The organism is Rudanella lutea DSM 19387, from assembly GCF_000383955.1.
In the GTDB taxonomy this organism is placed as follows: domain Bacteria; phylum Bacteroidota; class Bacteroidia; order Cytophagales; family Spirosomataceae; genus Rudanella; species Rudanella lutea.
Genome location: NZ_KB913013.1, coordinates 3,751,421 through 3,774,903 on the forward strand (window position 1 = coordinate 3,751,421; position 23,483 = coordinate 3,774,903).

The 23,483-nt window shown below is 53.2% G+C and carries 18 protein-coding genes; 14 read left to right on the forward strand and 4 right to left on the reverse strand.

Features of this window, described 5'->3' with window-relative positions; genetic code table 11:
• Window positions 1-171 precede the first annotated feature (171 nt).
• The 5 genes from pbpC to RUDLU_RS0115535 all read left to right on the forward strand — a co-directional run bounded on the left by pbpC (window position 172) and on the right by RUDLU_RS0115535 (window position 5,936).
• Window positions 172-2,502, forward strand: coding sequence for a penicillin-binding protein 1C (gene pbpC / locus RUDLU_RS0115515; protein ID WP_019989318.1), 2,331 nt, complete (start codon window positions 172-174; stop codon window positions 2,500-2,502).
• Between the two features lie 82 nt (window positions 2,503-2,584).
• Complete coding sequence (locus RUDLU_RS0115520; RefSeq protein WP_027303100.1) at window positions 2,585-3,025, forward strand: nuclear transport factor 2 family protein; 441 nt, start codon at window positions 2,585-2,587, stop codon at window positions 3,023-3,025.
• Window positions 3,026-3,150: 125 nt separating this feature from the next.
• The gene (locus RUDLU_RS0115525) at window positions 3,151-4,128 is read left to right on the forward strand and encodes a hypothetical protein (RefSeq protein ID WP_027303101.1); all 978 of its coding nucleotides are present in this window, start codon (window positions 3,151-3,153) and stop codon (window positions 4,126-4,128) included.
• Complete coding sequence (locus RUDLU_RS0115530; RefSeq protein WP_019989321.1) at window positions 4,125-5,165, forward strand: VWA domain-containing protein; 1,041 nt, start codon at window positions 4,125-4,127, stop codon at window positions 5,163-5,165. The genes RUDLU_RS0115525 and RUDLU_RS0115530 overlap by 4 nt, the downstream gene beginning before the upstream one ends.
• Before the next feature lie 195 nt (window positions 5,166-5,360).
• Complete coding sequence (locus RUDLU_RS0115535) at window positions 5,361-5,936, forward strand: ribonuclease HII (protein WP_019989322.1); 576 nt, start codon at window positions 5,361-5,363, stop codon at window positions 5,934-5,936.
• On the opposite strand, the gene RUDLU_RS0115540 is transcribed toward RUDLU_RS0115535, so the two are convergent.
• The 4 genes from RUDLU_RS0115540 to RUDLU_RS0115555 all read right to left on the reverse strand — a co-directional run bounded on the left by RUDLU_RS0115540 (window position 5,928) and on the right by RUDLU_RS0115555 (window position 11,711).
• A complete protein-coding gene (locus tag RUDLU_RS0115540; RefSeq protein WP_044130407.1) occupies window positions 5,928-6,446 on the reverse strand; it encodes a DUF2480 family protein in 519 nt (172 codons plus the stop codon). The genes RUDLU_RS0115535 and RUDLU_RS0115540 overlap by 9 nt on opposite strands.
• Before the next feature lie 89 nt (window positions 6,447-6,535).
• The gene (locus RUDLU_RS0115545; RefSeq protein ID WP_019989324.1) at window positions 6,536-7,147 is read right to left on the reverse strand and encodes a superoxide dismutase; all 612 of its coding nucleotides are present in this window, start codon (window positions 7,145-7,147) and stop codon (window positions 6,536-6,538) included.
• 132 nt (window positions 7,148-7,279) lie between these two features.
• A complete protein-coding gene (locus RUDLU_RS0115550; protein WP_019989325.1) occupies window positions 7,280-7,723 on the reverse strand; it encodes a nucleoside deaminase in 444 nt (147 codons plus the stop codon).
• Window positions 7,724-7,838: 115 nt separating this feature from the next.
• Window positions 7,839-11,711: an Ig-like domain-containing protein gene (locus RUDLU_RS0115555; protein WP_027303103.1), complete on the reverse strand. Its 3,873-nt coding sequence runs from the start codon at window positions 11,709-11,711 to the stop codon at window positions 7,839-7,841.
• 979 nt (window positions 11,712-12,690) lie between these two features.
• Here RUDLU_RS0115555 and RUDLU_RS0115560 point away from each other — a divergent pair.
• From RUDLU_RS0115560 to RUDLU_RS0115600, 9 genes are all read left to right on the forward strand, one after another.
• Window positions 12,691-13,524 (forward strand): MotA/TolQ/ExbB proton channel family protein, encoded by an 834-nt coding sequence (locus RUDLU_RS0115560; protein ID WP_019989328.1) that lies wholly within the window; start codon window positions 12,691-12,693, stop codon window positions 13,522-13,524.
• A 52-nt stretch (window positions 13,525-13,576) separates the two neighbouring features.
• Window positions 13,577-14,203: an ExbD/TolR family protein gene (locus RUDLU_RS0115565; RefSeq protein WP_027303104.1), complete on the forward strand. Its 627-nt coding sequence runs from the start codon at window positions 13,577-13,579 to the stop codon at window positions 14,201-14,203.
• A gap of 97 nt (window positions 14,204-14,300) precedes the next feature.
• Window positions 14,301-14,837, forward strand: coding sequence for an ExbD/TolR family protein (locus RUDLU_RS0115570; RefSeq protein ID WP_019989330.1), 537 nt, complete (start codon window positions 14,301-14,303; stop codon window positions 14,835-14,837).
• 6 nt (window positions 14,838-14,843) lie between these two features.
• Window positions 14,844-15,674 (forward strand): energy transducer TonB, encoded by an 831-nt coding sequence (locus RUDLU_RS0115575; RefSeq protein WP_019989331.1) that lies wholly within the window; start codon window positions 14,844-14,846, stop codon window positions 15,672-15,674.
• Between the two features lie 363 nt (window positions 15,675-16,037).
• Entirely contained in the window at window positions 16,038-16,973 is a 936-nt protein-coding gene (locus tag RUDLU_RS0115580; RefSeq protein ID WP_027303105.1) for a PstS family phosphate ABC transporter substrate-binding protein, read from the forward strand.
• Window positions 16,974-17,062: 89 nt separating this feature from the next.
• Entirely contained in the window at window positions 17,063-18,823 is a 1,761-nt protein-coding gene (locus tag RUDLU_RS0115585; protein WP_052316748.1) for a tetratricopeptide repeat protein, read from the forward strand.
• A 173-nt stretch (window positions 18,824-18,996) separates the two neighbouring features.
• Window positions 18,997-19,578 (forward strand): adenylate kinase, encoded by a 582-nt coding sequence (locus tag RUDLU_RS0115590; protein ID WP_019989334.1) that lies wholly within the window; start codon window positions 18,997-18,999, stop codon window positions 19,576-19,578.
• 61 nt (window positions 19,579-19,639) lie between these two features.
• The gene (gene obgE, locus RUDLU_RS0115595; RefSeq protein ID WP_027303106.1) at window positions 19,640-20,659 is read left to right on the forward strand and encodes a GTPase ObgE; all 1,020 of its coding nucleotides are present in this window, start codon (window positions 19,640-19,642) and stop codon (window positions 20,657-20,659) included.
• 183 nt (window positions 20,660-20,842) lie between these two features.
• Entirely contained in the window at window positions 20,843-23,455 is a 2,613-nt protein-coding gene (locus tag RUDLU_RS0115600; protein ID WP_245581675.1) for a sialate O-acetylesterase, read from the forward strand.
• The last annotated feature ends 28 nt before the right edge of the window (window positions 23,456-23,483 follow it).

Here is a 23,483-nt window from a genome sequence, read left to right on the forward strand (position 1 = left end):
ACACAATAGCAAACAATCCTAGACGGGTGGCGAAAAACCATCTGCCATACCCTCTATCTGGTTTAGAATGTTCAGTAGCGCCTGATAGCTTTGCAAATTATCAAATTAGGTCAAAATGAAAGGGTGTCGGCTATGTTGAGTGTTCAAAAACGACTTTCTGCCCGATCAGGGATGCCCCTTTGGCGCCGACGGTCGGCACAGATTGTAGTAACCGGATTGCTGGTTGCTTTGTTACTGGACTGGGCCTTCCCGATTCGGACCGCCGTGCCGTATTCGCCCGTAGTGACGGCGGCCGACGGGACCATACTGCATGCCTTTCTGAGCCGCGACGATAAGTGGCGGCTGTATGCCCAAACCGATGATATTACGCCCGTACTGCGCGAGGCTATCCTGTTTAAAGAAGACAAATATTTTTATTACCACCCCGGTATAAATCCACTGGCGCTCATGCGGGCGTTGGGGCGGAACGTACTCCGGGGGCGCCGGACGTCGGGGGCATCGACCATCACGATGCAGGTGGTTCGGTTGCTGGAGCCCCGTGAGCGTACCTACCTGAGCAAGCTGATTGAACTGGTGCGGGCGTTGCAGCTGGAACTGCACTATTCTAAAGGCGAAATTCTGCAATTGTACCTCAACCTGCTGCCTTACGGGAGCAATATTGAGGGAATCAAATCGGCCTCGATGCTGTACTTCGGAAAACCGCCCCAACTGCTCAGTTTGGCCGAAGTGACTGCGCTCACTATCATTCCTAACCGACCATCGAGCCTGCGTTTGGGTGTGCGTAACGAACAGGTCCGGCAGGAGCGGAATCGCTGGCTCCGGCGTTTTGGCGCGCAGGGCCTGTTTTCTGCCACCGCTATTGCCGATGCTTTAGACGAACCCCTCACGGCCCGCCGACGGGCCGCTCCGCAACAGATGCCCCACTTTGCCCGCCGATTGCTGGCTGAGAAACGGATGGGGCCAACGGGCATCATACACACCGCTATCCGACCCGCCATGCAGGCCGGGGCCGAGCGGCTTGTACAAAACTACATCAATCGGATGCGGGCCTATAATATCCACAATGCGGCTGTGCTGGTTGTGGATAACCAGACCCGGAAGGTGGTTGCTTACGTCGGTTCGGCCGATTTTTATAATGTGTTCGATGGTGGGCAGGTAGATGGTGTTCGGGCGGTGCGTTCGCCGGGCAGCACCCTGAAACCACTGTTGTATGGGCTGGCGTTCGATGCGGGCCTGATTACGCCCAAATCGAAACTAAACGACGTGCCGACCAACTTTGGCGGGTATGAACCCGAAAATTATGACCGTCGGTTCAATGGTCCGGTAACGGCTGAGTTTGCCCTGGCCAATTCGCTCAACGTGCCAGCCGTGAAACTACTCCGCGACATCAGTACGCCAACGTTTGTGAAAGCGATGCAGAAGGCCGGCTTTTCGACCGTGAGCAAGCAAGCGCGTGACCTGGGCCTTTCCATGATTCTGGGCGGTTGTGGGGTCACGCTCGAAGAACTGGTGACGCTCTTTGCTGGGTTTGCCAACGGGGGGCAGGTAGGGCCGCTGCGGCTGGTCGACACGCCAGAAGTGAAACCGCGTACCGGGCAAGCAGTACTCTCGCCCGAGGCTGCCTATTTAGTTACCAACACACTTACCCAGATTACCCGTCCCGACTTGCCCAACAACTTCGACAATAGCTACCACCTACCCCGCATTGCGTGGAAAACGGGTACCTCCTATGGTCGGCGTGATGCCTGGAGTATTGGCTACAACCGGCGGTACACGATTGGGGTTTGGGTTGGTAATTTTTCGGGCGTAGGTGTCCCTGAGCTAAGCGGAGCCAATACGGCCACACCGCTGCTGTTTGGACTTTTTAACGCCTTGGATTACAACTCGCCCAAAGGGTGGTTTCGGCCGCCTACGACCCGCTCCGACGCCCGGCTGGCCCTGCGGCAAATTTGCCCCGAGTCGGGGGCGGTGCCCAACGACTCGTGCACGGCACGTGCCGTCGATTACTACATCATGGGGGTTTCGGGTAGCGCGCGGTGTACGCATCAAAAAGTAGTTTTTACCGATTCTGCCGGTCGGGTGTCGTATTGTGCGCATTGCCTGCCCGACCGAGGGACCATCCGGCGCACGTACCCGAATCTGGCCCCCGAACTGATTGCTTACTACGTGGTCAAACGGATTCCGTACGAGGCCCCCCCTCCGCATAACCCGGCCTGTGAGCGCCTATTTGACAACGAGGGAGGTAAGGCCCCGCTCATTACGTCACCTAATCACGGCAGCGAGTATTTTATCGACCCCAAGCAGCCAACGGCTATTCAACTGGCTTGTCAGGCGGCCAATGATGTACGGACGGTGTACTGGTATCTGAACGATAAACTGTTGCGTAAGGCCGACCCAACCGAAGCTGTCTTTATCAACCCAAGGCCGGGCGTGTACAAGCTTTCGTGTGCCGATGATCGCGGACGGCATACCGATATCCGCATCACGGTAAAAAGCGAATAGCTGGCTTCGAAACGGGGTAGCCGTTTTGTTTTACGGGGAAATTGTGGCACTTTTCGGGAAAATAAATTTTCCTGAATCTACCATGAAACGCTTACTGGTGTTGGCCGTTTTGGGCCTGTTTTCATTGACAACCTACGCGCAGTCGGCGCCTGCCGATCCGGCTCAAGACCCCTCTGCCCTGACGGGTGCCTTTTTCAAAGCCATGCAGGACGAGGACAGCAACAAGATGCAGTCCATCACGACAGACGATTTCAGTATTGTCAACTTTGACGGCAACACGGCCGATCGCGATCTGTTGGTGCAGGCCCTGAGCGGTGGGCATCTGACCGTCGAGACAGCAACACCTTCGGGTATGCGGGCCCGGTCGTACAACAACGATGCCGCCGTGGTGACCGGTACCACCAAATTCAAGGGTTCACTTCAGGGGCAGGCTCTTCAGTCGGACGTACTTTTTACGGCGGTATGTGTAAAACAGGGTAATGGCTGGAAAGTAGCCAATGTTCAGTTTTCGCCTATTCGGTAAGTGCATCAACGCTATTTATGACCCGCCGGTACCCACTGGCGGGTCTTTTTTTGCGGAACATCTGCCATCTTTGCCGTTCAAAAAACATATCGGGTGGCGACAGCCCGAATGGCTAAGATCGAAAGGTGATTAACCGGTATGCCTGTTTCTGGGGAGTGATTTTCTGGCTGTGTCTGTACGCACGACTACAGGCCCAGAACGTACCCCCCGTGACCATACCGCAGGGCCATTTCCTGACCGATTCGTTCGAGATTGGCCGACCGTTCCGGTTCGCACTGAGTTTCCGGCATGCGGTCACCGAGGATGTTCTTTTCCCTGATTCCACTCATTTTAGCCCGTTTTTACTCCGTGAAACCGTTGTTCTGCCCACCCGTACTGCCGATGGAATCAGTGTCGACAGTGCCGTGTACACGCTCGTTTCGTTCAGTACAGAGCCGCAACTCATCCTGCGGGTGCCGTTGTACATAGTGGGTTCGGCCGACTGCACAACGGTCTATTCATCGGTCGATACGGTTTTTTTTCGGTCGAAACTATTGTCGGCCCGCCCCGATACGTTGCAGCTCCGGCCCAGCTTGAAGGTAGTGCCCCTCCGGCAAGAGCTCAACTACCCGGTATTACTGGTTACGCTCACGGTAATTGGGGTGGCTGTTGCTCTGATCTACGCCTTATTTGGGCAGGCACTCAATCGACAATGGACGTTGTGGCAGTTGCACCGAAACCATCTGCGGTTTTTACGCCGGTACGATAAGCTGGTGGGTGCGATTAAACCCGAAACCGCTTCTGACCTGGCCAATCAGGCTGTGGTGCGCTGGAAGCGGTACCTGGAAAAACTGGAGCAACAGCCTTATCTGACCATGACAACGCCCGAAATCGTAAGCCAGATTCAGGCGCAGGAAACTTCCGTACCTGCCTCGCCGGGGGCGGTTGAAAACGCACTCAAAACCACCGACCGGCTCATTTACGGCGGTACGTTTACCGACGAGTCGGGGCAGGCATTACAGCTGTTACGCGAGGTAGCCATCCGAACCTACCAGCGTCGGCGGGCAGTGCGCACGCAATCGCAGCAGTCGGAGCCCAACACGCCATTATCCGAATCGGTATGAATCAGCCCTGGTATTCCATTTCGTGGTTTAGCCCGCAGCAGTGGCAGCAGTTTCATTTCGAGAATCGGCTGGTGCTCTACGCCATTCTGGGGTTTGCCCTGCTGTTTTTGGTGCGGAGCGCACTCAATGGCCGGGCGCGTCAGCAGTTGGCGCTTTCGTCGGGGACGAAGGTGGGCAATCGGCCGCTCTGGCAGGCGGGACGCTATCTGCTGCCGGGGGCATTTTTTTTAGGCGTGTGCTGTATCCTGATCGCTTTGGCCCGACCGCAGATCATTCAGGAACGCCGGGAAGAACAATCGCCGGGTATCGATATTATGCTGGCCATTGATGTTTCGTCGTCGATGGCCGAAACCGACCTCAAACCTAATCGCCTGGCCGCAGCCCGGCGCGTTGCCGAAGACTTTGTACGGGGCCGTAAAAACGACCGCATCGGCTTGGTCGCCTTTGCCGGCGAGGCCTTTTCGTTGTGCCCACTCACTACCGATTACACGTTGCTGCGTCGTTACCTGACCGACCTCAATCAGCGTCTGATTCCGGCTTCGGGAACGGCCATTGGCGATGCCTTGGGGCGGTGCATTAACCGAATGCGCGATGCCCCCACAACCGATTCGGCATCGACGGGGAGTAAGGTCGTGATTTTGCTCAGTGACGGCGAAAATACAGCGGGTAACATCGACCCCATGCTGGCGGCTAAGCTCTCTAAAGCGTATGATATTCGGATTTACACCATTGCCGTGGGGCGGCCGGGAACAGTAACCTCGGCGGTCGATAGTCTGGCGCAGGTGTCGGCTGTTGACGAGGGGGTGTTGAAAGCCATTGCCCGGACGGCCGATGGAAGCTATTATCGGGCTACCGATGCCCGACAGCTGAAACAGGTGTTTTCCCGTATCGACCGGCTCGAAAAAGCCCCGGTGCGTGTTCGGATTTATCAGGATGTGCAGGAGTACTACCGGGTTTATCTGAACTGGGGTATTTTGTTTCTGCTGGGAGCATTGCTGCTCAAGAGCACCATTTTTGGAAATGTACTGGAAGACTAAAGACAGTGAACAGAGGTCAACGAACAGTGATCAACGAACAACAAGAAGTGCACAGCCAACAGTGGGCGATTGCCGAATGTTCGTTGTCCTCTGTTCACTGTCAGTTGTCAGTTGTTGGTTGTTCGTTGTCAGTTGTTGGTTGTTCGTTGTCAGTTGTTGGTTGTTCGTTGTCAGTTGTTCACTGTTCGTTGAAACATGCTTTTATCTCATTACAACGTTAACCTGATCGAAGCCGGGCTCGACGAAGTTGGCCGGGGTTGCCTGGCCGGCCCTGTAGTGGCGGCTGCCGTAATTCTGCCGTCGGATTACCAGCACCCGATTCTGAACGATTCGAAGCAGCTCACGCGCGGGCAACGGGAGCAGGTACGGCTCGACATTATGCGCGATGCCGTGGCCTGGGCCGTAGCCGAGGTGTCGAACGAAGACATTGACCGGATTAATATTCTGAAAGCCAGTTTTCTGGCAATGCACCGCGCCGTAGATGCGCTGACGGTGCGCCCCGAGCACCTGTTGGTCGATGGAAACCGGTTTGTGCCTTATCCCATGATTCCGCACACCTGTATCGTGAAAGGCGACGCTAAATTTTTGTCGATAGCGGCTGCCTCGGTGTTGGCCAAATGTTACCGCGACGATCTGATGGAACAGTTAGGGCAAGAGTACCCGCACTATGGTTGGGCAGCGAATGCCGGTTACCCAACACCTATTCATCGGGCGGCTATTCGGGAGCATGGCCCTTGCCGGTGGCACCGAATGTCGTTTCGGTTAGTTTGACAGGGCTACTTTGGGGCGCTTGAACAGGGGTACCGTACTGCACGGCTCACCGAACATGAGCGACTGCACCACCGGTTTGAGCAACCGGGTTACCTCCACATAAGCCGCAGTTGGTACGGGTACTTTGCTGCACCCTTTTACCACGACCCGGGCGTCGCGGTAGTCGTCGGCGTTGATTTGAGCGATAGCGTCGAAGTACAGCTTTTCTTCCAGATCCTGCAGGCTACCAAACACCACCATATTGGCATGGGGCTGTAGGTGCAGGGTCAGCAGCATGTAAGCCCAGGTAGGCACAATCGCGTCTTCTGAGCACGTAACGGCTACATTTTTGCCGCTGTACTGGCTCCAGTCGTGCGTTTTCAAAAACTCCCGGAAATCCTTCTCTTTCAAAATCAACCCCATGTAGAGGTTGTCTTTCAAGTCGTACACAACCCGTTCGCCGGGATGGTAGAGTTCTTCAAGGTCGAGGGTGATAAGCCCGCTATTGGCTACTCGATTAACAATTTCCATGTTTTCGAAGCGTAACAATAAAAAGGTGTAATGCGTAATGATGAATGGCTCAATCTCAACCAATCCCATTACGCATTACACCTTACGCGTTATTTCTTACCCAGCTGGTAGCGTTTCTCGGCCGCGTTCCAGTCTACCACATTCCAGTACGCACCGATGTAGTCGGGCCGACGGTTCTGGTATTTCAGGTAGTAGGCGTGCTCCCATACGTCGAGGCCAATAATCGGGAAACCTTTCGTTTCAGCAACGTCCATCAGTGGGTTGTCCTGGTTAGGCGTAGAGGTTACCGCGAGTTGTCCGTCGCCTGTAACAATCAACCAGGCCCAGCCTGAGCCGAAACGGGTAGTAGCGGCTTTCGCAAATTCTTCTTTGAAGGCGTCGAATGAACCAAATTTCTGGTCGATAGCCGCGGCCAGTTCGCCCACGGGCTGACCACCGCCATTGCCCGACAGGGTGTTCCAGAACAGCGTATGGTTGTAGTGGCCACCGCCATTGTTGCGGACAGCTACGGGATATTGGCTCACATTGGCCAGCAGATCCTCGATCGACTTGTTTTCCATTTCGGTACCCGAAACGGCATTGTTAAGGTTCGTCACGTAGGCGTTGTGGTGTTTGCCGTGGTGAATCTCCATCGTCTGTTTGTCGATGTTAGGCTCGAGCGAATCGCTCGGATAAGGCAGAGGATCTAATACAAATGCCATTGCTCAAAAAGGATTATGATGATAAATAGACTTCGTCGGTTTAACACGAAGCTTTTGGTTTATGTTCACGGCGGCCAAAGAGTGGAAGAGGGAATGATCGAAAGAGCCCGTTTCCGCTCAGAACAGGATGCGCTACCGCATTCGGCCAAAAAACTGTTTGAGCAACTGGCGGCTCTCATCGGCCAGTACGCCCGTAGTCAGGCGGGTTTTGGGGTGTAGTAAATTTCCCTGAATCTGACTATAGCCCCGCTTTTCATCGTCGGCCCCGATCACGATCCGGCTCATCTGACTCCAAAACAAAGCCCCCGCACACATCACGCACGGTTCGAGCGTCACGTACAGGGTACAATTAGTCAGGTATTTGGCATTGAGGTAATTGGAGGCCGCCGAAATGGCCAGGATCTCGGCGTGGGCCGTCACGTCGTGGAGTCGCTCTGTCTGGTTATACCCTTTGCCAATTACGCGGTTGTTGCTCACCACAACGGCCCCCACCGGAATCTCACCGGCTTCGGCAGCCTGCTCGGCCAGGTCGAGGGCTATTGCCATAAAGTACTCGTCGGTAAATACGTTTCCCATACAGGCTTGTCGTGGTTTTAGGGCGAAAACCGGTTATGAAAATAGCCAGTCTTTAACAACGTAGAGCAGACTCTATCTGAATTGTCAAAGACTGGCTATTTCTGGAGGTATCCGGTTACTGTTTCAGCACCCGGCGGGTTGTCTGCTTATCGCCTACCCGAACATTCAGGAGGTAAACGCCAGCGGGCTTATCACTCAGGTCCAGCGTCGACTGCCGGTCGCGGGTAAGCTGCTGAAGTATCTGCCGACCATTGCCATCGGTAAGGATTACGGTTGCGCCCTGCCGCGGTAACGGTACGTCGATTTCGATCGTTAGCGTGGTAGTTGTCGGCACAGGGTACGCTTTCACGGCCGATCCGAGCGGGTCGTCTTCCAGCCCCAGTACCGGCAGTACCCGGACCGCAGCCGTGCCCGAAACGGCTCCGGGACCGCAGTTGTTTCGTACCGACACGAGCCGGTAGGTATTGTTGCTAAGTGGCCGAACCTCAAGCGTATGCGGGTTGGCGTTGGTCACTACTTCCTGATTTCGGAGGCTATCGGCGTAGGCAAATGTCCAAGGGCCATCGCCCGTGAAGCTAACGCTCAGTTTAGCCGTGGTGCCTTCGAAAATATCCTGCGTACCGGTCAGGGTTGCCGAGGGAAGCGGACGGACATTCAGAAGAACAGGGCTTGGCCGACCCAACACCGCAATGCCGGGGTTTGAGGCCACGACCCTGACGTAATAAAGCCCCCCGCTCAAACTGCTCGGAATGGTGGCCGTGATAGGCCCAACGGTTGCATTGCCCACGCCCACCGTAGTCGAAGCGCGGCCCGTGCTATCGGTCGAAACCTCAACCCGGAATACGTTGCCCGTGTTGAACTCACCCGTAGTGGTAAATGGAACTGTCAGGTTGGTGCCGGCACAAAGAACCGATGTGCTCAGCTGTTCGGTCGTGATGGTCGGGATACGAACCGTCACGGTTGCCGTGGCGGGGTTGCCCGGCAAACCGGTTCCGCAGACGTTGGATACGCTCGCTACCTGATACACGGTTGTTTGCGAAGGCATCACGTTGACCGTTGCCAGGGTATCGGTGGCTGTTCCGGTAGTCCCGTCAGACAAGGTGTAGTTAAACGGCGGGACACCCGTAAAGCGGAGTTGAAGCGGAGCCGTTCGGCCGAGGTTGACCGAAGTTGTCCCTAAAATAGCCAGCGTCGGGTTGGTGTTAACAAACAGCCGGATGCTCGACCGGGGGCTGTAACAGCCGTTAGCACCAATCTGGTACACAAAGAAAGAACGGCCACCCGGCGGTGTTGGGTTCAGTGTAAAAGGCGTTGGGGCTTCGTTGGTCAGGTTACCGTTGGGATCAATCCAGCGGAGCTGAGCACCCTGTTCAGCCGTTGCCCGGAGCGGAGTGGCCACGTCGTTACGGCAATACGTAACAGAGGTCGCACTGACCACGGGAGCTGGGGTTGTCTGAATCCGAACGTTAAGTGTAGCGCGGGGACCCTCACAGTTTTCGACCGTTTGCGAAACGCCAAACGAATAAGTCCGCACCTGATCGATCTGGGGAGTAGGAGCGTTGGGGAATTGATTGCCGTCCGTATTGTACCACCGCAGATTCTGGCCCTGCGCCGTTACCGGCGGTACCGATTGTGCCGGTTGGTCTTGCTGTACCTGGCAGTACGCAATGTCAGAAACACCCGGTGCCGAGGGTAATGGCTTGATCCGAACATTCAATGTGGCTCGGGGTCCTTCGCACTCTTCAAGGGTCTGGGTTATCTGGTACGTCAGGGTAGTTACCGTTCCGGTTGGTGGGATGGGCGCGGTGCCTGTCACATTACCCGACGGATCGTAGTAACGCAGATTAATGCCTTGTGCCTGAATTGGTTGCGATGGCGCATTGTTGCAAAATTCGAGAGGGGCCACAACCGGAGCACCTGGCCGGGGCTTCACCCGTACTGAGAGAGTTGCCCGGGGACCTTCGCAGCCGTCGAGACGCTGGCTGACATAATAGAACAGGGTTTGCGCGGTGTTGTTGGGAACACCCGGCGCGGTCGATGACCCAGTGCCACCCAGTGCCGTTGGGTACCAGAACGCCGTTGCGTTAGGAACCGTTGAAGCCGACAAAACGGGTGGTTGATCATTCTGGCAGAACGCTGAGTTGCTTACGCCAGGGGCATCGGGGGTATCTTTAACCGTAACCGGAATAGCCGCACGGGGGCTTTCGCAACCGTTGACAACCTGACTAACGTAGTAGTTGGTCTGGCCGATTCGGTTCACGTCGATTGGCGACGGGCTACCCGATGCGGTACCGCCGGTTGCGCTTTGGCCGTACCACCGCAGCGATTGACCACTGGCGCTAAGTGTGGGGGGCGTGAAGCCTTCACAAAGCGGAGCGGGTGGGGTAGCTGTTGGCGGGGCGGGTATGGCATTAACAATAACAACGGCCGTAGCGCGGGGGCTAAGGCACCCATCATTGCTGGTTTGCGACACTGAGTAGCTCAACGAAGCAGGCGCTGTAGTCGCTGGCGACGGCGCTCCTCCCAATTGGGCTCCTGTATTGTCAAACCAGGTTAAATTGGTGCCTGTTGCCGATAACGGGCGGGGGGCATCGCCGACACAACGGCTCAAATCGGTGGTAACCGTAGGCGCATTAGGGGTGCTAAATACCCGAACTGAATAAGCCGACGGGGCACTGGCGCAGTTGTTTGCGTCGAATTGCCGTACGTAATACGTGTAAGTATTCGGAAATTGAGGAGGAGCGGGTGTGCCAATCTGATTATTGCCAGCGGCATCGGAATACCAACGAACATTAGAGCCGCTTACGGTTAGCGAAGCCGGACGAGCCGCTTCACAGTATGCCAGCGATACCGGCGCAATAGCGGCCGGCGACGCGTTGACCACAAATTGAACGGTGCTCCGGGCTACACTTTCGCAGCCATTGTTTATTGCACTCACCTGGTAGGTGGTTGTGCCCGGCGTGTTAAGCGATACCGTGGGTGCAGCTCCATTGTTTGGTAGCAGGGCACCCGTGCTCGTGTACCAGCGGAAACCAGCTCCGCTTGGGCTTAGGGTTTGCTGAGCGGTGCTCTGACAAAATGCCTGCGGAGAGGGTACAGCTGGTGCCGATGGGGTTGCATTAACCGTGACGGTAATGGGGACACGGTCGCTCTCACAGCCGGTAGTGTTCTGGCTAACGTAGAAAGGCCCAACCGAACCAGCCGCGCCGGTGGGTGGTACCGTGGGCGAACTGCTGGGCGACGGATTGTTGATATTGGTACCGTACCAGAGGAGGTTTGTACCCGTTGCGTTTAGAGGTGCACCCGGAACCCCCTGACAATAATTGGGCTGGGCGGGTATAGTGGGGTTAGGCGACTTTGCCACTACCGTAATTGTAACCGCACGACCAGGACTCTCGCAAAGACCCACCAACTGTGTAACAGTAAAGGTTTGGTTACCAGACCCCGTTGCATTAAATGTGTATGGGCTACCAGTAGCAACCAGCTGCCCACTCGAATTGAACCACTTGAGATTTGAGCCGCTAGCCGTCAATGAGACGGGCGTACCCGCGCAAATCTGGCCCGCTGGGCTGGCTACACCGGCTGCGGGGGACAGTGGCGACACGTTGATGGTGATCAAGGAGCTGACTCTGGCCGGGTCGCTCGACACTACCCGGATGCGATAACTACCGGCTACCGTGTTGGCGGGTATCACGCCAGCCATGGTAATTGTAGTCGGCGTGCTGGGGCCATTTGTTTGGGTGGCCAGTACAACAGGGCTGGCCGGGAAGTTGCCCGTGTTATCGGAAAGCTGGACCGTAAAGGTGTTGGATACTTTAAAAACACCTGTTGTAGAGAACGGAACACTAACGCTGCCGCCCGGAGCAACGCAAGGATTAGGGCTGGGTGGACCGATAGCAGTAATGGATTGCGCCATGATACGTACTCCACTCATCAACAACACAAACACGGTCAACCAACTATACTGGTAGAGCAATCTAATTTTCATAATGAACGTACAAGAAGTGCTGGTTCAAACCTGATAGGCTTTGTTTAAAATAAAGAAAAGGTCTTAATGCTGGTGTAAGAGAACCTATTAGCAAAAATCTGGCCATCTGTAAAGAAGAAAAGATCGGCACAGAAGCGCCGGGATAGGTCCAAACTGTAAAATTATCTGCTTTTGTGAGTTTTCGCGTGAGGGTAACGTCTTAAAAAAAGGATTAGCTTATAAATCAGGCACAGACGGAAGGGACTTTTGAGCAAAAAACGCCTGATAGACAAAAGGAAAGAGGCTTACGGCCTTGAGCGAAAACCGGTTTAGGTTTGATTGCACCCGACCGACATGAATAGCTTACTCATAACGTCTATTGCTCAGCGTAATCAGGCTTCATCCTGTGCATCGTAGTATAAGGCAGATGTACTAGATCAGGGAGCTTTTTTAGGGTATATATTTGAAATAGGGTGGATTTATTGGGTGGTTTTGCCAGAAACTAAATAAAAAAGGGCGTTGCAAAAGCATGGAATCGTGACTTGAGTCGTCCCGAATGAATAAATTTTTGTGATAGGCTTTGTGGAATAAGCCCGCCAAAAGCATCTATCAGACAAATCACGGTCTACTGCCTGTGAGTAAGTAACACTAAAACCTATTGAAAGACCAATGAACAAGGCCCCTCCTAAATTACAATTTGCGTGTTTGGACGAGCACAGGCTGATGTGTTGTTTAACAAGCGATTATGTTCGGCAAATAGATAGAGTCCATAGATTGGGTTTCTTGAAAAAGTCATAACTCCTATAGCTGGACTACTACTTGGGTTAAATTTTTTGGTTGTGTGACTTGCATCGAATTGCCCGCAAAGCCCTACTTTTGTCTAAGCCTTGAGAGGTGTTCATCAAAATTTTATTGCAGTAAAAGCAACCATTGTAAAATTTTTGACTTTTTTTGACGAGCGAAAATCAAACTTTCAATTTAACCCTACAGTACAAGTTCAATGAAAACACAGAATCCTGCTCCAGCTCCAGCTAAAGTTGCCGCCCCCAAGAAAAAGTCTGGTGGTTTGAATCCGGTGTTAGTTATCCCGATTCTGTTGGTGATCGGTCACTTGGTTTATTACTTCATCTTCGGTGATGGCAGCCACTTCCAGGATGGTGACAACACGAAGCAGCCTTTAGCTGGTGACTTCTTTGGCATTATCTACAAAGGTGGTTTTATCGTACCGATCCTTTTCACCTGCTTCTTGTGCGTATTGGTGTTCTCGATCGAGCGTTTTATCACAATCGGCCGTGCTAATGGCTCAGGTTCAGTAGATGATTTCGTTGTGAAGGTGAAGAGCCTGCTCGACAAAAACGAAGTAGAAGCAGCCATCCGCGAGTGCGACAAGCAGAAAGGCTCAATCGGTAACGTTGTGAAGACCGCCCTGCTGAAGTATCAGCAACTGGCTACAGACAACGAACTGACGAAAGAGCAGAAACTGGCCGCCCTCTCAAAAGAAGTTGAAGAAGCGACAACGCTCGAACTGCCGATGCTGGAGAAGAACCTCGTTATCATCGCAACGCTGGCGTCTGTATCTACCCTGATCGCCCTCCTCGGAACGGTATTGGGTATGATTCGTGCCTTCTCGGCGATGGGTGCTACCGGTCAGCCTGACACGGCCGCTCTGTCAACGGGTATCTCTGAGGCCCTTGTAAACACGGCCGTTGGTATCGGTACGGCAGCTATTGCAACGATGATGTACGCTTACTTCACCAGCCGGATTGATGCGCTGACGTACAACATCGACGAAATCGGTCTGAGCATCCAGCAAAACTTTGCCGCTCACTACTAAGAAGCGCAGAGTTAGTACGGTTCTCAGCTTTTCACTTTAATTCGAACGACACATGCCACGAGTAAAACCCAAACGACATGGGGCCAGCATGGACATGACCGCGATGGTGGACGTAGCCTTTCTGCTACTAACCTTCTTCATCCTGACCGCCCAGTTCCGGGCGCAGGACGCGGCAGCCATCGAGACCCCCTCGTCGATCTCCGGCATCAAGGTGCCCGATAAGGACATCATGACTATCAGCCTGAGTAAGGAAGGGAACGTGTATTTCGGTATCGACAATCAGCAGAAGCGTCTGGATATGCTCGACAATTTTGCTGCTGCCAATGGCTTGTCGTTTACTGACAAAGAGAAAAAAGCGTTTAGCCTTCTGTCGAGTTTCGGAATGCCTAAAACCCAGTTGAAGGCGTTTTTGAATCTGGATCCTGAAAAACGCAATGCCTATAAGCAACCCGGTATCCCAACCGATTCAACGGGTGCAGGCGCGGCCAACGAACTGAAGGATTGGGTGTTCAATGCCCGCAAGGCAAACAACGATCTTCGGATCGCGCTCAAAGGAGACAATCTGGCGAAGTTTCCGAACTTCAAAAACGTGTTGGCTACGTTGCAAGCGCAAAATATTAACAAGTTCAACCTGATCACGGGTACGGAAGCGCCACCCGCCGGCTGGACAGCTGACTAAAACGGTTCGTAGTACGTAGTTTATGGTTGAGCATACGTATATCGTTAGTGTTTAGCCATAAACTACGAACCACAAGCCATAAACATTCTGTAATACCATGTCAGAAATAGACACCTCCGGTGGGGGTGGTGGTAAAGGCGATGGTAAGGTACGGTCCAAAAAGGCGTCAACCCGAATTGACATGACGCCGATGGTTGACCTGGGATTTCTCCTGATTACCTTCTTCATCCTGGCTACTACCCTTAGTAAGCCGTCTTCGATGACGCTTAACGTTCCGGATAAAACCAAAACGGAAGAGACGGAGCCGATCAAGGCTTCAAACGTAATGACTATCTTCCTGGGTAAGGATAACAAGGCGCACTACATTTTTGGTAAAGCGGCCAACGAAGACCCGGAAGTCAAAACAGTAGGCTTTGGTTATGACCTCCGCAAGGCTATTCAGGAAGAAGGTCGTAAGGTTCCTGCTGACAAGTTTGTAATTGTAATCAAGCCGACCAAAGAATCAACCTACCGGAACATGGTGGATATTCTGGACGAGATGGCCATTACGAAAACCAAACGATACGCGCTGGTTGACGAACTGACGGCCGACGAGAAGGCTCTCCTGAAAGATAAACTTAAGTTAGACGTATAATACACAATGGCAGAAACGACAGCAAAAGCAACACTGGATGATATAGTGTTTGCGAACCGGAACAAAGCCTATGGTGCTTATACGCTGCGGAAGGACTATCCGCGTACGGTAGCCCGGGCTCTTCTGATTGGCGCTGTGATTTTCACCTTGGCCACCCTTTCGCCGACAATCATCAACGCCCTGTCTTCGGAAAGTGCTGATGAGCAGGCAATGGTGGAAGTGGACTTGATGAAATTGCCACCACCGCCAATTGATCCGAACGAACCACCACCACCACCACCACCACCGGTAGAAGTACCGAAGGTGAACACGGTGAAGTTCCTCCCGCCCGAAGTTAAGCCGGACGAAGAGGTTCCCGAAGAAACGCCCCCTCCGGCCGTTGAAGAACTGAAAGAGGCTGTGGCTGCTGAAAAGACGCAGGAAGGTGACCCCAACGCCGAAGAGGTGATTGTAGCCCCTGAAGAAACGGCTGGTCCAACTAAAGTCGAAGTAGCCGTTGAGGCACCTGCCCCGAAAGAAGATGAAGTCTTCACTGTGGTAGAACAGCAACCCGAATTTACGGGTGGTATGGCTGCTCTTTCGTCTTACCTGAGCAAAAACCTGCGTTACCCAGCTGCTGCTCAGCGGGCCAACGTATCGGGTCGTGTATTTGTTAGTTTCGTAGTAAACACCGATGGTAGTATTCAGGACGTACAGGTTCTGAAGGGCCTTGGTTTCGGAACGGACGAGGAAGCCACCCGCGTAGTTAAAGCTATGCCTAAGTGGAAGCCAGGTAAGCAGTCGGGCCGTCCGGTACGTGTAAAGTATAACCTGCCCATTAACTTCCAGTTGGAGTAATGCCGCAGCGTAATCGATTATCGGAACAGCTGACGCTTGTTTTAGCAGCAGTTGCTTCGGTGGCATATCTGGGAGGAGGCATCGCACTGATAGCCTCCTCTCAGTCTTTTGTCATCTTCCCTCCACCCGGACCATTGCGCTACGGTATGGCAGCTTTGCTTATCTGGTATGGCGGCTCACGCGCCTTTCGGGCGTATTACATGTATAAAGACAGAGATCGGGATTAAGCCGAGCCTGTGAGTATGGTTTAATGAGCAGGAGCTAAATAAGCCCCGTTCATTAAACCATACTATTTTTTTTAAATCCAATAATCACACTGTCAGCGATGTGGAATAATTCGACTCGTTGCATCCATTAGACACGATGAAATCATTGCTTTTAACCTTAGCGTTGGTAGCGACTGTACTGGGATGCAACTCGTCTCAGAAACAGCAGGAACTTGATACGCCCTCCCGAGGCACGATTACAGTTGTGTCCGATGAGTCGTTTCGGCCTTTGGTTGAACAACTGACAGGCACCTATTCGGGTATTTACCCCGATGCCAAATTCAACGTGGTGTTCCGCCCCGAAAAGGAAGCCATTGCCATGATGCTTCGGGATAGTGCCCGGATGGTTTTCTGTACGCGGCCACTAACCAAGAACGAGCAGGCTGTACTGGATGGACGTAAAATCGTAGGTAAAACCGAACGGATTGCGACGGATGGAGTAGCCCTGATCACCGGAAAAGCGAATCGGGATAGCCTCATTACAATGGATGAACTGCGGGGGCTGTTTAGTGGACAAATTACCGATTGGGGGCAGTTAAAAGGCAGTACGCAAAGTGGGCCGGTTACGCTTGTTTTCGACAACGGCAACGGAAGCAACATTGACTTTGTCTTGCGAACGTTCAAAGTGACCGATGTCTCGAAGTTGCGTTTGTTTACCGCCAAGTCGAACCGGGAGGTGATTGAGTACGTGCGGCAGAATCCGCGGGCGCTGGGTTTTATAGGCGTAAACTGGATCAGCGATGGCGATGAGCCGTTGACAGCTGAGTTATCTCGCGACTTGCGGGTGCTCGGAGTGTCAGACAAAGCGAACCCTGCTAGCCGTGACGAATATTTTCAGCCATTCCAGCGAAGCCTTGGTTTACAGGACTATCCGCTACGTCGGCCACTGTATATTATTAGTCGGGAAGCTCACTCTGGATTGGGTGGTGGACTCATTAATTACTTGGCCCGGGATGCCGGAAGCCTCATTGTTGAGAAATTGGGTCTTTGGCCAACTAGGCCATACAATCGAGAAGTTTATATTCAGAAGTGAGTAAATTTTTCTGTTTAAGTGCAATTTTTTAGTTTTGCCGCTTGTTTTATTGGGACAGTAGAAACTAACTTCTTACCAACCTGAAGTACATGATGAAGATTCAGAAAAAATCGCTGATGACAACACTGGCACTGGGTGCCATGTTGACGGCTCCGGTGTTTGCGCAGGATATTCAAACGGGGTTGAAGGACCTGGAGTCGGAGCGGTTTGCAAAAGCTGAACAAACGTTCACGCAGTTGGCAAGCAGCTCGCCATCGGCCGACAATCAGTTCTATCTGGGGTATTATTACCTCCGCACCAACCAACTTGATAAGGCCAAAGCTGCTTTTGAAAAAGGAGCAGCTGCTGACCCAAAAAATCAATTGAACAGCGTTGGTTTGGGCGCCGTGGCACTGGCTCAGGGGGATCGGGCTACCGCCAAAACAAAGATTGATCAGGCTGTAAGTGCCACCAAGAGCAAAAACATGGACGTTTTGTTCCGGGCTGGTGAAGCATATACGCTGAACGAGAAAAATAATGATCCGGCAGCGGCAATTGCCCTGTTAGATGCAGCGGCCAAGCTGGATAAGAAAAATACGAACGCTGACATCAAGATGGCGTTGGGCGATGCCTACTTCATCAAAAATGATGGTGGTATGGCGGTCTCGCGTTACGAAGATGCCCTTTCGGTTTCACCGAATCTGGCCGAGGCAAACTACAAAATTGGCCGCCTGTATCTGCGTGGTAAGAACTACGTGAAAGCGCAGGAGTTCTTTAACAAAGCAATTGAGACGGACCCTGAGTTTGCGTTGACGTACCGCTCACTGGCCGATGCACTGGCTGGCTCACGGGCGTACAAAGGTGCGGCAGCCAACATGGAGAAGTACGTACAGAAAAGCGGTACAACCGATCCTGATTACCTGACAACGGTTGCCAAGTACTACTTCCTGGCCAACGACTATCTGAAAGCAACCAGCTATCTGGATCAGCTGAAAGGTAAGGTAAACGATCCCGTTCTGGACCGTATGTATGGCTGGGCTTACACCGCGCTGGGTAAGAACGAGCAAGCGGTTGAATCACTGAAGAAGTTTATTGCTACGGCTCCTCAGAAAGTAATCTATGACGATTACAAATACCTGGGCCGTGCTTATGGTCAGCTGGGTACACCTGAAGGAGATTCACTCTCGATTATCAACCTTGAGAAGGCAGCTCCTGAAGATACGACGGAGAACCTGTACCGTGAAATTGCCAAGAAATACAACGACAGCAAGCGGTACGACCGGGCGTATGACTACTACGTGAAAACGATCGGTCAGGGTAAGCCGTTGAACAACGACTATCTGTTGATGGGTCTTGCCGCTTACAACATGGGTTTCCGGATTGGTCGTGATGTGGCTAAAGAAGATACGGCAGCGGCTCGTCAGTTGCGTAAGCAGTGGTTCCTGCGTGCCGACTCGTCGTACGCTAAGCTGGCCGAGATTACGCCAAACTACTCGCCGGCTTATTACTACCGGGGTACGTCGAACTACTATGCTTACCCATCAGCAGAGGCTTTGTCGAATCGGGCTTTTGTTCCCTATCTCGAGAAGTTCACGGAGCTGGCTCCCCAGGATATCGCAGCTGACGCATCAAAAGCACAGCAGTTCAACCGCTTATTAGTGCAGTCGTACCGTCTGCTTGCCGGTGATGCTGTAGCGCGCAAAGATGACGCCAAGGCGAAAGAGTTAGCATCGAAGATTCTGGCTATTGACCCGAACGATAAGCAAGCGAAGGAGTTTATGGAAGGCCCAAAACCGGCTCAGGCAGCTCCTGCAGCACCGGCCGCTAAGCCCGCTCCCAAGACGCCAGCCAAGAAAGGCTCTGCGAAATAAGTACGCTGATTTAGGTCAGTTTTCAGGCGACTTCCTCAACCAGGGAAGTCGCTTTTGTTTTCCAATGGATAAAAACAAACCTGTTTGAAGATGAGTGCCTATTATTTTATCGTGTCAGTCGTAACTTTGCGCCCGCAATTAACAAATGTTTAAAAGCCCACTACATAAACCCCATGCTTAATCTTGTACTGTTTGGCCCTCCGGGTGCGGGCAAAGGCACGCAAAGCGAAAAATTGATTGCCAAGTACCAGTTGGTGCACCTTTCAACGGGTGATTTGCTCCGGTCACAGATTGCAGCAGGCACGGAGCTGGGGTTGAAAGCGAAGTCGTTGATGGATCAGGGCTTGCTGGTTCCCGACGAGGTAGTGATTGGAATGATTGATAGCAAACTGCGCGAAAACCAATCGGCGGCCGGCTTTATTTTCGACGGTTTCCCGCGTACGGTGCCACAAGCCGAAGCACTCGATGCGTTGTTGGCTCAGTACAATGAGCGGATTACGACCATGGTTGCTTTGATCGTGGAGGAAGAAGAACTGACTCGTCGACTTTTACAACGAGGGCAGACATCGGGACGGCCCGATGATCAGAACGAAGAGCTGATTCGTCGGCGGGTTAAGGAGTATAACGATAAAACAACGCCTGTGGCCGGGTACTACAACAATCAGGGTAAGTACGCGGCAATTGACGGAGTAGGCGATATCGATAGCATTTTCGATGCTATCTGTCATAAAATCACTGAGGCCCAACTCAACTAATGCGTACGAACCACTGCGTGAAGGGACGAGGTAAGAACGGGCCGGTGGTAACCAATTGAGCATGGCATCATCAAATTTTATTGACTACGTAAAAATAAATTGTCGTTCAGGAGCCGGTGGAGCAGGGTCTGTGCACTTCCGGCGTGAAAAACATGTGGCTAAGGGTGGCCCCGATGGGGGCGACGGGGGCCGGGGCGGGCATATTATTTTGCGCGGCAACTCCCAGCACTGGACCCTGTTGCACCTGAAGTATCGGAAGCACATCAAAGCTTCGCCGGGGCAGGGTGGTGAAGGCGGTCGGCGGACGGGGCATCAGGGCGAAGATATTATCCTTGACGTACCTCTGGGGACCATTGCCCGCCATGCCGAAACGGGCGAGCAGATGGCCGAGATTACCACCGATGGCGAAGAGGTAATTCTGTTGCCCGGGGGCCGTGGTGGTCTGGGAAACGACCATTTCAAATCGGCCACCCAACAAACGCCGTACTATGCCCAGCCGGGCGAAGCAGGCCAGGAAGCGTGGATTATTCTGGAGCTAAAACTGCTGGCCGATGTGGGGCTGGTAGGTTTCCCAAATGCCGGTAAATCAACCTTATTGTCGGTGATGTCGGCTGCTAAGCCCGAAATTGCTGATTACCCATTTACGACGCTGGTACCTAATCTGGGCGTGGTAGCCTACCGCGACTACAAGTCGTTTGTCATGGCTGATATACCGGGCATCATCGAAGGGGCGTCGCAGGGGAAAGGGCTTGGTCTGCGGTTCCTGCGCCATATCGAACGCAACTCTGTGTTGCTGTTTACCGTACCGGTTACTGCCGAGAACATTCGGGCCGAATACAACACGCTGGTCAACGAGCTACATCAGTATAACCCCGAGTTAGTAGAGAAGGAGCGGTTGCTGGCGATCACAAAAACGGATTTGGCAACCGAAGAAGACTTGGCCAGATTGAAGAAAACGTTACCCGACCGGGTTAAATGCGTCTTCATATCAGCGGTAAAACAAGAGGGACTGACCGAGTTGAAAGACGCCATCTGGCAAACATTATCAGCCGCCCAACCCTTATCCGACACCGAATCATAAAACCCGAAACGCTCACCGGTAGAGGAGGTCGTTTCTGTAGGGAGCCCCGTCATGAAAAATTTTACATTTTACGTAGCTTGCTTCGGCTTACTGCTGTTGTCTTCCATTAGTATAGCCCAGGTACAGATTACGTTTCCCACAACCCGAGCAGTTTTTCAACGCGGATTAAATAATCAGGCTACAGTGCGTGTAGCGGGATTCTACACCAGTTCGGTAACCCGAATCGAAGCGAAGTTAACAGCCCTCAATGGCGGGGCCAGCTTTGATTGGCGTACTATCCAGAACAGCCCCACAGGGGGCAGTTTTTCGGGTGAACTAACGAATGTATCGGGAGGTTGGTACCGGCTCGAAGTGCGGGGGATGAATAATGACCAGACGGTCGGCTATGCATCGCTTGAGCCGTTTGGGGTTGGCGAAGTCTTTATTGTGGCCGGCCAATCAAATGCCCAGGGCGTACGTCCCGACGGGCTACCCGCTGGCGACGATCGGGTCAATACGGCCATTGTGGGGCAGCAAAACGAATCGTTGGCCGACCCGAGTTACCCTGCATTTACCAAGGTTGACAACAATATGGTGTTGGCACCACGCGGATTCGGGCCCTACTATTGGGGGCGGCTTGGCGACTTTCTGGTGCAACGCCTTGGGGTGCCCGTTATGTTTTTCAACGCAGGCTGGGGCGCTACAACCGTGCGCAACTGGCGTGAGAGTGTTGAAGTTGGCCAAACCTTCAATGTGTATTCACAGGTGCCGCTACCTGCCGGAATGCCTTATGGTAACCTGAAACAGGCTGCTCAGTTTTACGCGAATCAGTACGGGTTACGGGCTGTACTCTGGCATCAGGGAGAGGCTGACAACTTCCGCGATACCCCCGCCACTCAGTACACCAACGATTTGCTGTGGCTTATAAACCGGGTACAGCAGGATACCGGCAAACGGATCCCGTGGGTGATTGCCCGGGCCTCATACGACAGTGACATGGGCGGTATAGATACGAAAGTAATCAACGGGCAAAACGTAGCGATCAATCCATCGGGGGGCATATTCGGAGGGCCCAACACCGACGTGATTCTGGATCGGGCCGATAATGCCCACTTCAACAATGCCGGATTGGAGAAGGTAGCAGCTCTGTGGAATAGCTCGCTCGATGACACCTTTTTCAATAGTGCCCAACCTGTAGCTCCGGCTTCGTTGGCAACTATTTCAGCAGGCTGCCCCGGCAATAATCAGGTGTCGTACACGGTCAACGGGCAGTTTTCGAGCATTGTTTGGGAAACATTGAATGATCAGGGGCAGGTTGTTGGCGCCGACGGCGGGCCAACCATTATTCGTGGTGGTGGCGGAAACCGGTACCGGGCTAAGGTTAAAGATGGTTTCGGTAATGTAAGCTACACGGCCGCTGTGCGTGTGGCAGATGCTCCGTTTGTAGCTCCAAGCGGCCCCACAACGTTTTGCGAGGGCGGTTCGGTAAACCTGACGGCAAATTACGAGAACAACATCTCCTTCATTAACGGCCAAACCAATCAGGTTGTGACCAACAACCGGGTGCTGACAACGAATACGTCAGGTAGCTTTTTTGTGCGTTATCGGGATGTAAGTGGCTGTGAGTTCAACTCGCAGGCAGTCAATGTGCAGGTCAACCCCAATCCGGTGGCCCCTGTAATTGCCAATGAAAGACCGACTACGTTCTGTGAGGGCGACAACACGATTTTACGCGTTAATGCCGACAATGTGCGCTATAACTGGAGCACGGGCGAAACCAGCCAGGTGATCGACGTACGGCGGGGTGGCACGTATCAAGTAACGATTACCGACCAAAACGGGTGCTCATCTCCACGGTCCAATGCTATCAATGTAGTTGTAAACCCGAATCCGGCAACGCCTGTCATTGCTACCAACGGCCCTACTACGTTTTGTGCTGACCGATCTATAACCCTTACGGCTCCCGAAAATGCCTCCTATCAGTGGAGCAACGGGCAAACCACCCGGAGTATCACCACCAATCAGGCCGGAAGCTACACGGTACGGGTACGGAATCAGTTCAACTGCGTATCGGCCGAGTCGTCGCGTCTGGATGTGCGGGTCAATCCGCTGCCCAATGCGCCTACTATTGCCGCTTCGGGTCGAACTACGTTTTGTGAGGGCGATCAGGTGACGTTGACTGCTACTAATTCGGTAAGTACATTCTGGTCGTCGGGCGACTCAACCCAAGCTCTGACCGTACGCCGGTCAGGAACCTACACGGCCCGCACCCGCGATAACAATGGCTGTATTTCTCCGCAAAGCAACGCTATTTCGGTAAATGCCCGGCCGCTGCCAGCTACGCCGACCATCAATCAGGTGGGTACGTTTACCTTGCAGGCTTTTGGGCCAACTACCGAGGCCTCGTACAGCTGGCGTCGGAATACCGATTCGTTAGCCGTTCGGACAAGCACACTCAAAGCCGCTCAGTCGGGCTCGTATCAGGTGCGTTCGTTTATTGTGTACAGCCCGGACTTAACGTGTGCCTCGCCATTTTCGCAGCCGTTTGCCTACACGCTCGATGCCAGTTTCAATGGTTTGAGCGTGTATCCTAACCCAACCCCAACCCGCCAAGTGACGGTCGAGACATTGGAAAATATTCAGAATGCGGTTATTGCCGTTTACTCGCTCAGTGGCCAGGAAATCATGACCGTACCGGTTCCGCTATTCGATGACCGCAAAACGCTAAGTTTAACCAATGTTAGCCCCGGTCAGTATATTCTGCAGGTTCGGGCTCCCGGATTTAATCAGTCAAAACGTATTTTGGTGGGTTTTTAACCAGATACTCATCGAAGCAGACAACGAA

Excerpts from the sequence above, each read along its gene's own strand:
- RUDLU_RS0115590 (WP_019989334.1), top strand. The coding sequence starts at position 18,997 with ATGCTTAATCTTGTACTGTTTGGCCCTCCGGGTGCGGGCAAAGGCACG.
- RUDLU_RS0115540 (WP_044130407.1), bottom strand. The coding sequence starts at position 6,446 with ATGGAAATTGTTAATCGAGTAGCCAATAGCGGGCTTATCACCCTCGAC.
- RUDLU_RS0115565 (WP_027303104.1), top strand. The coding sequence starts at position 13,577 with ATGCCACGAGTAAAACCCAAACGACATGGGGCCAGCATGGACATGACC.
- RUDLU_RS0115535 (WP_019989322.1), top strand. The coding sequence starts at position 5,361 with ATGCTTTTATCTCATTACAACGTTAACCTGATCGAAGCCGGGCTCGAC.
- RUDLU_RS0115580 (WP_027303105.1), top strand. The coding sequence starts at position 16,038 with ATGAAATCATTGCTTTTAACCTTAGCGTTGGTAGCGACTGTACTGGGA.
- obgE (WP_027303106.1), top strand. The coding sequence starts at position 19,640 with ATGGCATCATCAAATTTTATTGACTACGTAAAAATAAATTGTCGTTCA.
- RUDLU_RS0115555 (WP_027303103.1), bottom strand. The coding sequence starts at position 11,711 with ATGAAAATTAGATTGCTCTACCAGTATAGTTGGTTGACCGTGTTTGTG.
- RUDLU_RS0115530 (WP_019989321.1), top strand. The coding sequence starts at position 4,125 with ATGAATCAGCCCTGGTATTCCATTTCGTGGTTTAGCCCGCAGCAGTGG.
- RUDLU_RS0115560 (WP_019989328.1), top strand. The coding sequence starts at position 12,691 with ATGAAAACACAGAATCCTGCTCCAGCTCCAGCTAAAGTTGCCGCCCCC.
- RUDLU_RS0115575 (WP_019989331.1), top strand. The coding sequence starts at position 14,844 with ATGGCAGAAACGACAGCAAAAGCAACACTGGATGATATAGTGTTTGCG.
- RUDLU_RS0115550 (WP_019989325.1), bottom strand. The coding sequence starts at position 7,723 with ATGGGAAACGTATTTACCGACGAGTACTTTATGGCAATAGCCCTCGAC.
- RUDLU_RS0115520 (WP_027303100.1), top strand. The coding sequence starts at position 2,585 with ATGAAACGCTTACTGGTGTTGGCCGTTTTGGGCCTGTTTTCATTGACA.
- RUDLU_RS0115570 (WP_019989330.1), top strand. The coding sequence starts at position 14,301 with ATGTCAGAAATAGACACCTCCGGTGGGGGTGGTGGTAAAGGCGATGGT.
- pbpC (WP_019989318.1), top strand. The coding sequence starts at position 172 with ATGCCCCTTTGGCGCCGACGGTCGGCACAGATTGTAGTAACCGGATTG.
- RUDLU_RS0115545 (WP_019989324.1), bottom strand. The coding sequence starts at position 7,147 with ATGGCATTTGTATTAGATCCTCTGCCTTATCCGAGCGATTCGCTCGAG.
- RUDLU_RS0115585 (WP_052316748.1), top strand. The coding sequence starts at position 17,063 with ATGATGAAGATTCAGAAAAAATCGCTGATGACAACACTGGCACTGGGT.